This window comes from Rodentibacter pneumotropicus DSM 21403, assembly GCF_000379905.1.
GTDB classification, from domain to species: Bacteria; Pseudomonadota; Gammaproteobacteria; order Enterobacterales; family Pasteurellaceae; genus Rodentibacter; species Rodentibacter pneumotropicus.
Genome location: NZ_KB904048.1, coordinates 25007 through 36504, shown reverse-complemented (window position 1 = coordinate 36504; position 11498 = coordinate 25007). Strand labels below are relative to the sequence as shown.

11 protein-coding genes are annotated in these 11498 nt (G+C 41.6%); 6 read left to right on the top strand and 5 right to left on the bottom strand.

What is annotated here, in order from left to right:
- The 3 genes from A3GE_RS0104940 to A3GE_RS0104930 form a co-directional block, all read right to left on the bottom strand.
- A partial coding sequence (locus A3GE_RS0104940) for a contractile injection system protein, VgrG/Pvc8 family (protein WP_026215342.1) occupies positions 1-275 on the bottom strand: 275 nt, incomplete at its 3' end.
- A 209-nt stretch (positions 276-484) separates the two neighbouring features.
- Complete coding sequence (locus A3GE_RS11765) at positions 485-580, bottom strand: methionine/alanine import family NSS transporter small subunit (RefSeq protein WP_018356165.1); 96 nt, start codon at positions 578-580, stop codon at positions 485-487.
- A 1-nt stretch (position 581) separates the two neighbouring features.
- Positions 582-2096: a sodium-dependent transporter gene (locus A3GE_RS0104930; RefSeq protein WP_018356164.1), complete on the bottom strand. Its 1515-nt coding sequence runs from the start codon at positions 2094-2096 to the stop codon at positions 582-584.
- Positions 2097-2260: 164 nt separating this feature from the next.
- Between A3GE_RS0104930 and A3GE_RS0104925 the strand changes: the two genes are divergently transcribed.
- The 6 genes from A3GE_RS0104925 (at position 2261) to ilvA (ending at position 9307) form a co-directional block, all read left to right on the top strand.
- Positions 2261-2896, top strand: coding sequence for a tellurite resistance TerB family protein (locus A3GE_RS0104925; protein WP_018356163.1), 636 nt, complete (start codon positions 2261-2263; stop codon positions 2894-2896).
- Positions 2897-3042: 146 nt separating this feature from the next.
- Positions 3043-4698, top strand: coding sequence for an acetolactate synthase 2 catalytic subunit (ilvG, locus tag A3GE_RS0104920; RefSeq protein WP_018356162.1), 1656 nt, complete (start codon positions 3043-3045; stop codon positions 4696-4698).
- Position 4699: 1 nt separating this feature from the next.
- Complete coding sequence (gene ilvM / locus A3GE_RS0104915) at positions 4700-4927, top strand: acetolactate synthase 2 small subunit (RefSeq protein ID WP_018356161.1); 228 nt, start codon at positions 4700-4702, stop codon at positions 4925-4927.
- Positions 4917-5837 carry a DUF2971 domain-containing protein gene (locus tag A3GE_RS12275; RefSeq protein WP_018356160.1) on the top strand — a complete coding sequence of 307 codons (921 nt, stop codon included), beginning with the start codon at positions 4917-4919 and terminating at the stop codon, positions 5835-5837. Before ilvM ends, A3GE_RS12275 begins: the two co-directional genes overlap by 11 nt.
- Positions 5838-5857: 20 nt before the next feature.
- Positions 5858-7696 carry a dihydroxy-acid dehydratase gene (gene ilvD / locus A3GE_RS0104905; protein WP_018356159.1) on the top strand — a complete coding sequence of 613 codons (1839 nt, stop codon included), beginning with the start codon at positions 5858-5860 and terminating at the stop codon, positions 7694-7696.
- Between the two features lie 69 nt (positions 7697-7765).
- Positions 7766-9307 carry a threonine ammonia-lyase, biosynthetic gene (gene ilvA / locus A3GE_RS0104900; protein ID WP_018356158.1) on the top strand — a complete coding sequence of 514 codons (1542 nt, stop codon included), beginning with the start codon at positions 7766-7768 and terminating at the stop codon, positions 9305-9307.
- A 58-nt stretch (positions 9308-9365) separates the two neighbouring features.
- Here ilvA and A3GE_RS0104895 read toward each other — a convergent pair whose 3' ends face one another.
- Positions 9366-10001 carry a hypothetical protein gene (locus A3GE_RS0104895; RefSeq protein WP_018356157.1) on the bottom strand — a complete coding sequence of 212 codons (636 nt, stop codon included), beginning with the start codon at positions 9999-10001 and terminating at the stop codon, positions 9366-9368.
- Positions 10002-10114: 113 nt separating this feature from the next.
- On the bottom strand, positions 10115-11437 hold the full coding sequence (locus tag A3GE_RS0104890) for an anaerobic C4-dicarboxylate transporter (RefSeq protein WP_018356156.1): 1323 nt from the start codon (positions 11435-11437) through the stop codon (positions 10115-10117).
- Between the last annotated feature and the right edge of the window lie 61 nt (positions 11438-11498).

Here is an 11498-nt window from a genome sequence, read left to right as displayed (position 1 = left end):
ATCTGATAAGAGGTGCGCACAAAACCGCTTTTCCCCAAACCGAAGCCCGTGACAATCCCATTGACATACCGAACCGCTTTATCACCCAGCCAAAAGGTGAAGGTCACCGGGGTATCAATCANCGNNGAAAACGACACATTTGGGTTAAAACTTGATAACTGCAACTCCAATTTAAAGGGTTCGGAAAGTCCTTCGGTCAATTTAAAACCCACCACATCAAAGTGATATTTATCGCCTGCATTGAGGGTGTAACGATAGTCGGATTGGGTTGCCATGGTTATTCCTTAATTTGAGGTTTCAAACTCGGTTAGTATAACTGAATTTGTTGTAAGTTAATCGTTGAATGATAAAGACCCAAAGGGCTGAAGTCGATTTTTATTAAATTTTGCAAAATTTTCAAGTGTCAGAGAAATTTGTTTAATAATAGACTTAAAAGGAGATAAAAAAACAACCGCACTTTGACAAAGTGCGGTCGATAATTTAATTATTTTTCTTTTGGTAATCTGATAAGGGCAAAAAAGAAACCACCCCAGATCACGCCGAGGGCGATGATCATCATAATAATTGCACTAGAGCTCATTTTATTCTCCTTTTGATTCCATGGTTAATTTGGTTTCGTTTTTCCATTTCAAGCGGGAAAGGATAAATGAGACCACGAGCAAGCTAATTGCCATGCCCCAACCGAAAATATTAACAAACCAATTTGGGTAGCCTTCGTAGCCTTCAGAGAATACTTTTGCACCTTCACTAAATAGCATAAAGGCAAGGATTCCTGTGGTAAGCACGATGCACAAACGCCAGAAGAAACCGACTTTGAAAGAGGAGGTTTCGTTTAAGTGATCGCCTAGTAAACCGAGTTTTTCGTTTGCCACAATAGCAATTAAAGAAACAAACGCCACGGCAACGATACCAAAATAGTTGACGAATTTATCAAATACATCAAGCATCGGTAAACCCGTTGTGGTACCGAATAAAATCACGGAAATAAACATCATTGGAATACCGACGATAAACGTTACTTTTGCACGGCGAATGCGTAGTTTGTCTTGAATGGCCGAGATGATCACTTCAATCACTGAGATAAATGAGGTGAGCGCCGCAAAGGTGAGTGAACCGAAGAACAACACGCCAAGCACTTCACCAAATGGGGCTTTGTTGATAATGGTTGGGAAAGCGAAGAACGCCAAGCCAATCCCACCTTTTGCTACTTCGCTGACTTCTTGTCCTTGCGCAGTTGCGATGAAACCTAATGCGGCAAAAACCCCGATTCCGGCTAATACTTCAAAACTACTGTTTGCAAATCCTACGACTAAACCGCTACCGGTGAGATCAGATTCTTTTTTCAGGTAGGAAGCGTAAGTCACCATAATCCCGAAACAGATGGAAAGAGAGAAGAAAATTTGACCATAAGCCGCAATCCATACACTTGGGTTGGAAAGTTTTGACCAATCCGGTGTGAATAGTGCATTTAACCCTTTTTCTGCACCCGGTAAAAAGAGGGAATAGATCACTAAGGCAATAAACATTACGACAAGTACTGGCATTAAAATAGATGATGATTTTGCAATCCCTTTTTGGATTCCCATGGAAAGTACAACTAATGCAATCACCCATACGGCAATTAACGGACCCGTTACCATACCAACGAATTCAAAACTGACACCGTTAGTAATGTCTCCCATTTTTAAAAATTCACCGATAAAGAAATCAATCGGTTTATCGCCCCATGCTCCATTGATGGAAAAGTAGGTATAGCTTGCAGCCCAACCTAATACAACGGCGTAATATAATCCGATAATCACGTTCACCATTACTTGCCACCAGCCGAACACTTCAAAATGCGGGCTGAAACGACGATAAGATAATGGTGCGCCACCGCGGTGACGATGTCCGATTGCATAGTCTAAGAATAATAGAGGAATCCCGGCGGTTAATAATGCGACAAGGTAAGGAATAATAAATGCACCACCGCCATTTTCATAGGTGGTATAAGGAAAACGCCAAATATTGCCTAAACCAACGGCTGAGCCAATTGCGGCAAGAATGAATGCTTTACGGCCAGAGAAGGTCTCTCGCTTTGGAGTGGATTGCGCCATAAATAAATTGTTCCTATTGAAAAAATGTGAAAGAATCCAACTATAATGAAATCTTTAGCCTAGTCAATTAAATTGATAAAAGATCAATCATTTTTGCGGAATTTTTCGGTAAAAAATAGGTCTATGAAACGGTTTTTCTCACAACTAACAAAAAGGAACAAGTTATGGATTTTAATCAAATTTTAAATCAAGTTGTCAATATCGCTAAAAATTCGGCGAGCAATTTGCAAACCGGTAATCCGACATTGGATAACATCACCAAAGTGGGTGGTGGCGCGGCTATTACAGGAATTTTATCTATGATTTTAGGGCGTTCCGGCGGGGCAAGTTTAGCCAAATTAGGTTCTTTGGCCGTATTGGGTAATCTTGCTTATCAGGCATATCAAAATTATCAAAAAAATCAACAAGCACAACCGGTAATGTCTGCCAATGAATTTGACGTATTAAATTCTGCTTCTCAACAAGATGCAAGTGCGCTGATTTTGCGTACTATGATTGCGGCGGCTGCGGCAGACGGTGAAATTACGGAAGAAGAAAAACAAACCATTGCCAATGAAATTGGCGACAATGCAGAATTAGCGCAATGGATTGAGCAAGAAATGGCAAACCCGATTAGTCTGAGTGATATTGCCCGCCAAGTGGGGAACGACACTGCATTAGCCACAAATGTTTATCTTGCGGCACGTTTAGTGAGCAAAGATTTATCCCGTAAAGAAATTATTTTCCTTGCAAACCTTGCTGAAGCATTAGGTCTAGATGATGCCTTGGTAGAACAGTTGGAAAAACAAGCCGGTTTTTAACCGCACTTTTTATATTTTAATAAAGCAGGATAAAGTAATTTGTCGTGCTTTTTTATTTTTTTCTCCCCTCGGCTCTACCAATGCGACAAAATTTCGCTACAATGAAAGCCTTGTCAAAAAAACAACAAGTATAGGATGCAAACACTATGACAGGCGCACAACTCATTATGGCGTGCCTGAAGGCACACCATGTCACTACTCTTTTCGGTTATCCCGGTGGCGCGATCATGCCCACCTACGATGCTCTTTATGATGCAGGTCTCGATCATCTCCTCTGTCGCAATGAACAAGGTGCAGCAATGGCTGCCATTGGCTATGCACGCTCCACAGGTAAAGTAGGCGTGTGTATTGCGACATCCGGCCCCGGTGCAACGAACTTAGTAACCGGTCTTGGCGATGCTATGATGGATTCCATTCCTGTGATTGCGATCACCGGTCAAGTCTCTTCCCCTTTAATCGGTACCGATGCTTTCCAAGAAGCTGATGTGCTAGGGCTTTCTTTGGCTTGCACAAAACATAGTTTTATTGTGCAAAGTGCGGATGAATTAGCCGATGTTTTTGCACAAGCCTTTGAAATTGCACAGAGTGACCGCCCCGGACCGGTATTAATTGATGTTCCTCGTGATATTCAGGTGGGCGACGTGCCGGAACATATCAAGGCTTATGTTAAAACACCAAAAAAACCGACCGCACTTTCTAATGAGAATCTGGAGCAGGCGAAAGCGCTCTTATCTGCCGCGAAAAAACCTGTACTTTATGTGGGCGGCGGTGTGGGTATGGCAAAAGCCGTGCCGGCGTTGCGTGACTTTTTAGCGCAAACCAATATGCCGTCAGTTTCCACCTTGAAAGGATTGGGTTCAATTCATCCTGAAGATGATGTTTATATGGGAATGATCGGTATGCACGGCACGAAAGCGGCAAATTTTGCTGTGCAAGATTGTGATTTATTGCTGGTTTGTGGCGCACGTTTTGACGATCGTGTAACGGGAAAACTGGATACCTTCGCCCCCCATGCCAAAGTGATTCATTGTGATATTGATGGGGCTGAAATTCATAAACTGCGCCATGCCGATGTGGCTTTACAAGGTGATTTAATTCAAGCTTTGAATGCACTGAAACAACCGCTTGATATTGAACCTTGGCGCACGCACGTTCGGGAACTCAAAGCAAAATTAGATTTCACTTATGTGGATAATGCCGGCGATCGCCCGATTGATCCTTGGGCGTTGCTTAACACCCTTTCTCAGCGTAAACCACAAAATGCGGTTGTTTGTACCGATGTAGGGCAACATCAAATGTGGTCGGCGCAGCATATGCAACATTTTGCACCGGAAAACTACATCACCTCCGCAGGTTTCGGCACGATGGGATTTGGCTTACCGGCAGCAGTGGGGGCGAAAAAAGCCCGTCCGCAAGATGAGGTGATTTTAGTTACCGGAGACGGTTCTTTGATGATGAATATTCAAGAGCTGGGCAGCATTAAACGGGGTAATTTACCGGTAAAAATTTTATTATTGGATAACCAACGTTTAGGCATGGTACGCCAATGGCAGGATTTGTTTTGGAAAAAACGCCGTAGCGAAACGATTTTAGAAGACAATCCGAATTTTGTGATGCTCGCTAATGCTTTTGATATTCCGGCTGAACGCATTGATCATGCTGATGAAGTGGATGCTGCACTCACAAGGTTGCTCGAAAGCGACACTGCCTATTTATTACAAGTATGTATTCCGCCCGAAGATTGCGTGTGGCCTCTCGTGCCACCGGGTGCGTGTAATGCGGATATGGTGGAGGAAATGTAAGATGAACGAATATCAAATTGAATTAACCGCCCGCCACCGTCCGGAAGTATTGGAACGTATTCTGCGTATCGTTCGCCACCGTGGTTTCACGGTGACTGCCATGCAAATGGCATTAATCGAAGATAAAGTGCGGTTAAAAATCACCGTAAAATCTGACCGCACTTTGCATTTGTTGGTGAACCAGTTGGTGAAATTACCGGATGTGATGAGGCTCAAAAATGATTATTAAAGACGATGATGAAGACTTTCCTATATATAGAATTATGTCTATTTATGAGTTTTATGATTTATACGTAAATAAAAAACTTAAACTTTCTCTATTTTCAATCCAAAAAGATAAAAATGATGGAATCGAGCATTTTTTTAGTTACTTATTCTTTTTAGGACATTTTGAAAAAAATAATGAGGCACTAAATCTTTTACAAAACCTTAGACAAAATAAATATATGACTTGCTGGTCTGAAACAAAGGATTCCGTAGCCATGTGGTCATTATATTCAGTAAATCAAGAATTTATAAAAGTTAGAACCAGCATTAAGAAATTAAGTAGTGAACTGACAAAGTTTAGTGAAAAATTTTCTATTGATACTCAATGGGAGAGAAAAGATGAAAAATTAGTTGTTCTATGTGGATATATTAAAAAAGCTAAATATCTAGATTTAAGAGAATACATTCACAAGATAGATAAAATATATAAGCAAGAATATGTGAAGATAATTACAAACTTTAAAGATCAAATTAATTTTAGAAAGACACTTGATGAAGATATAGAGCTATTAAATTTCTTTATCAAAGATATATCCTTCCAACATGAAAAAGAAATAAGAGGAGAGTTAAATGTTGGTATAAGTTATGCAGATCAATTTTCTTCTTTTGAAGAGTGGAGTAAATCTGCCGAAGCAAAGAGTATTCCTATAAAGCACAACAAAAATAATGAGCTTAAAACAGTGGAGTTTATTGATATTTCCTCCCCTTCTTTTATAGAAGAAATAAGTTTCGATCCTCGAATGCCATCTTATAAAAGAGAGTTATTAATAGATATGATGAAAATAGATAGGAATATGATTGTTGAGTCCAATTGTTTCAACCCTATAATAACATCTGATTTCAAATTCGATTTTTTAAAAGGTCTAATATAACTTTAAAACTTGGAGAGATTATGCCAAAACTACGTTCAGCGACCAGTACACAAGGTCGTAATATGGCAGGCGCACGAGCCTTATGGCGTGCCACAGGAATGAAAGAAAATGACTTCGGAAAACCCATTATTGCGGTTGTCAATTCCTTCACGCAATTTGTACCGGGGCATGTACATTTAAAAGATTTAGGCCAACTTGTTGCAAGAGAAATTGAAAAAGCAGGCGGTGTGGCAAAAGAATTTAACACCATTGCGGTAGATGACGGTATTGCGATGGGACATGGCGGTATGCTGTATTCCTTACCTTCACGGGATCTCATTGCCGATTCCGTGGAATATATGGTGAACGCCCACTGTGCCGATGCCATGGTGTGTATTTCCAACTGTGACAAAATTACACCGGGGATGTTAATGGCGGCGATGCGCTTAAATATTCCGACGATTTTTGTTTCCGGCGGTCCGATGGAAGCGGGTAAAACCAAACTTTCCGATCAACTGATTCGTTTAGACTTAGTGGATGCTATGATCGAAGCGGCAGATCCGAAAGTTTCTGACGAACGCATTGATGTCATTGAACGCAGTGCTTGCCCGACTTGCGGTTCTTGCTCCGGTATGTTCACAGCAAATTCAATGAATTGCTTAACGGAAGCTCTTGGCTTGAGTTTGCCGGGTAACGGCTCAATGCTTGCCACCCATGCCGATCGTAAAGAATTATTCTTAAAAGCCGGTCGTCAAATTGTGGAACTGTGTAAACGCTACTACGAACAGGATGATGAGGGCGTGTTGCCACGTTCAATCGGTACTTTTGAAGCCTTTGAAAACGCGATGAGTTTGGATATTGCCATGGGTGGATCAAGCAACACGGTTTTACATTTATTAGCCGCTGCACAAGAAGCGGGTGTGGATTTCAAAATGGCGGATATTGATCGCCTGTCCCGCGTGGTGCCTTGCTTGAGCAAAATCGCACCGAATACTAACAAATATCACATGGAAGATGTTCACCGAGCAGGGGGCATTATGGGGTTATTAGGTGAACTTGACCGTGCAGGATTAATTCATAAAAATACTCATACAGTGTTGGGAATGAGCATGGGTGAACAGCTTGATCAATACGATATTATTCGTAACCAAGATGAAACATTGCACAAATTCTTCCGTGCAGGACCTGCCGGAATTCGTACTACTGAAGCGTTCTCACAAGATTGTCGTTGGGATAGCGTAGATGATGATCGCGAAAATGGCTGTATCCGTGATAAAGCCCACGCCATCTCACAAGAAGGAGGATTGGCGGTATTGTTCGGTAACCTTGCAGAAGACGGCTGCATTGTGAAAACCGCTGGGGTGGATGAATCCATTTGGAAATTCAGTGGTTCTGCCATCGTATTTGAAAGCCAAGAAGATGCTGTTGCCGGAATTTTGGGTGGAAAAGTGAAAGAAGGTAATGTGGTGGTAATTCGCTACGAAGGCCCGAAAGGTGGCCCGGGTATGCAAGAAATGTTGTATCCGACCAGCTATTTAAAATCCATGGGATTAGGCAAAAAATGTGCTTTATTAACTGACGGGCGTTTTTCCGGCGGCACATCAGGGCTTTCAATCGGTCATGCCTCTCCAGAGGCTGCCTCAGGCGGCGCAATCGGCTTAGTACGTGATGGGGATATTATCAATATTGATATTCCAAATCGTGCTATCAATCTTCAAGTTAGTGATGAAGAACTCGCAGCCCGTCGTGCAGCGCAGGATGAAAAAGGCTGGGTGCCGGCAAATCGCCAACGTGAAGTTTCTTTTGCCTTAAAAGTATTTGGGCATTTTGCCACCTCTGCCGATAAAGGTGCGGTGCGAGATAAATCCCTTTTAAAATAACCAACAAAATCTCCCCTCTATCCCCCTCTTTTATAGGAGGGGGAAATATGAAGTCAATAAAATAAGATTATGAAAAATTTACTCACTAACCCACAACCGAGCCAAAGCGATTATATCAATGCGATCGTCAAACTTGGCTCACGAGTCTATGAAGCGGCAACGGTCACGCCATTACAAAAAATGGATAAATTGTCCGAACGCCTTCACAACAACATTTGGATTAAACGGGAAGATCGCCAACCGGTGAACAGCTTTAAATTGCGTGGTGCCTATGCGATGATTTCCAGCCTTTCGCCGGAACAAAAATCGGCGGGTGTGATCGCCGCTTCAGCGGGTAACCACGCCCAAGGCGTTGCTTTATCAGCGAAAGAACTCGGCTTAAAAGCGTTAATCGTGATGCCACAGAATACACCAAGCATTAAAGTGGATGCGGTGCGTGGTTTCGGTGGCGAAGTGTTATTGCACGGTGCCAATTTTGATGAAGCGAAAGCCAAGGCTGTTGCCCTTTCCAAAGAAAAAAATATGACTTTTATTCCACCTTTTGATCATCCGCTCGTGATTGCGGGACAAGGCACTCTGGCAATGGAAATGTTACAGCAGGTGGCGGACTTGGATTATGTGTTCGTGCAGGTCGGCGGTGGTGGTTTGGCTGCCGGTGTGGCGATTCTGTTAAAACAATTTATGCCTGATATTAAAGTGATCGGCGTGGAATCCAAAGATTCTGCTTGCTTGAATGCCGCTCTTGAAAAAGGTGAACCTACGGATCTTGCCCATGTCGGGTTATTTGCCGATGGTGTGGCAGTTAAACGTATTGGTGATGAAACCTTTCGATTATGTCGTCAATATCTTGATGATATGGTTCTTGTCGATAGTGATGAAGTATGCGCTGCGATGAAAGATTTATTTGAAAATGTACGTGCCGTCTCCGAACCCTCCGGTGCATTGGGCTTAGCAGGGTTGAAAAAATATGTGAAAAAACATCATATCGAAAACAAAAATATGGCGGCGGTTTTATCCGGTGCGAACCTGAATTTCCACACGCTACGTTATGTGTCCGAACGTTGTGAAATTGGGGAAAATCGTGAAGCCTTACTTGCCGTCACTATGCCGGAACAACCGGGGAGCTTCTTAAAATTCGTTCAAGTGTTGGGTAATCGTGCGGTGACAGAATTTAGTTATCGCTACGCGGATGACAAACGTGCGTGCATTTTTGTTGGCGTACGCACATTAGATGAAACGGAAAAATCAGACATCATCAGAGATCTCACACAAAACGGTTTTGATGTGGAAGATATGTCTGATGATGACATTGCGAAAACTCATGTGCGTTATTTAATGGGGGGACGAGCCGCTAATCCGAGCGAACGTTTATATACTTTTGAATTTCCGGAACAAAAAGGGGCGTTATTGAAATTCTTAGAAACCTTACAAAACCGTTGGAATATTTCCTTGTTCCATTATCGAGCCCACGGAGCGGATTACGGCAATATTCTTGCCGGCTTTCAGTTAGGAGAAACTGCACAAAGTGAGTTTGAACAAACCCTTGCTCAGCTCAATTATGTCTATGAAGATGTAACCGAAAGTAAGTCTTATCGTTATTTCTTGCGTTAAAAACAAGGTAAAAAATACCGCACTTAATCTAAAAGTGCGGTTATTTTTTTGTTCGTTTTTATTTTACGAATTCACTAAATTCCAATTCATAATCATCGCCATCTCGAGAATATTTAATATAGCGAGGGAATTGCTCTCCGGTAAATTTTTTCACCATAATGTCTTTGTTACCGGTTTTGAATGTGTAAGTGATTTCGGTCACTTTTTGTTTATTGTATTCAATTTGTTTTTCACTTTTTTTCACCTTCACATTTTCCATTGGATAGAGTTTTTTACCATTGGTAATTTGGAAACTGTTTGGTAGTTTATCGTAGTAACTCAGCTGGAAAGCCATAGTGAATAAGTCGAAAGTCGGTAATTTTAGCGACTCGGTTTTTAAGTCGTCTTTTATTTTGCCGTATTCAATCGTTGTTGGGGAAATTTTAGAAACCGAGTAAATTTTTCCATTACGGCTATCTTGGTAATTTACCATGTTAAATTGATTGACGGTTTGTGTGCCGCGCGAGTGGAATACGATATTATAAAGTGGGATATTAATTTTGGCGCTCACTGAATATTGTGTACCATCCGCTTTAAAATGGACATAAGCCGGCATTAAATAGTTAGAGCTGTATTTGATATTGTAATCCGTAGCAGACCAAGCATTGGGAATATAAGCCGCAAGCGTGATAAAAAGAATTTTAACAAGTTTCATCAATGTTCCTTATAAAAAATAAATATGTTCACTTAGAGCAAGGTTTTATAGATAAGTTCGCGGATATAAAAAACGGTGCAACACGCACCGTTTTTATTCGCTAACATAGCTGGTTAGAGAAGAACATTAGCGAGTAATAAACCAATCACCACGCTAAATACCATACTTAATAAGCCCGGCAACATAAAGCTATGGTTGAAAATATATTTACCGATTTTAGTTGTGCCGGTAGTATCAAAGTCAATAGAGGCAATAATCGGACCGTAATTTGGTACGAAGAAATAACCGTTTACAGCTACAAATACCCCGATTAATACTGGGGCAGGAATACCGAGTGTAATACCTAGTGGGAATAAGGTTGCCACGGTGGCGCCTTGGCTATTAACTAATACGGAAAGCACAAACAATGCTAAGGCAAATGTCCACGGTGCGGTTTCGACTAAACCTTTTACCATATCTTTCACTTCTGCCATATGAGCTTGCATTAATGTATCGCCCAACCAGGCAATACCAAAAATTGCAATAACCGCACGCATACCGGCATGGAAAACTGAACCTTTAGTAATTTCTGTGCTATCCGGTTTACAGGTTAAGACGATTAATGCGCCGATTGATAACATAATAATTTCAATGGTATGTGCCATTCCCATCGGTTTTCCGTCAAACACAGGACGTAAAGAAGGTATTGCTCCCATTAATACCACAAGTAATGCACCGAATAAGAAGAGAGAAACAGAAATTTTTGCCGTTTTGCCGATTTCTAATTCTTTGACATCCGTCGTAGAATTAAAGGCATCAGCATATTTCGGATCTTTTAAACGACGTTGATATTCAGGATCATCTTTAAGTTCTTTACCTATTTTATTGACAAAAATACATGCAAGGAAGATACCTAAAAGGGTTGCAGGAACCGTCACCATTAACACATCCCCAAGATGAATACCTTGCGGTTCAAGATAAGCAACCACTGCAACAACTGCCGCTGCAATCGGACTTGCAACAATAGCAAATTGTGAAGCGATCACTGCCATTGAAAGCGGACGTTCAGGGCGAATACCATTTTGGCGACTCACTTCTGCGATAACCGGCAATACTGAATAAGCCACATGACCGGTACCTGCTAAAAACGTGAATAACCAGGTCACAGCCGGTGCGATGAAAGTAATGTGTTTTGGATTACGACGTAAAATTTTCGTTGCGATTTTGATCATATAATCTAAGCCTCCAGCCGCTTGCATTGCCGCTGCGGCAGCCACTACCGCCATGATCATAAACATCACATCAATGGGTAAACCTGCCGGTTTCAAGCCAAAGCCAAAGGAAAGAATAGCAAGACCTAAACCACCGAATACACCAAGACCGATACCACCTACACGTGCACCCACAAGGATACACAATAGCACGATGGCAAATTGTAATAAGAACATTGCAGACATATTGCCCCCTAAGTTAAAGAATAAACTGTTATATTGCTATAGAAACCGCCGCCAATATAGC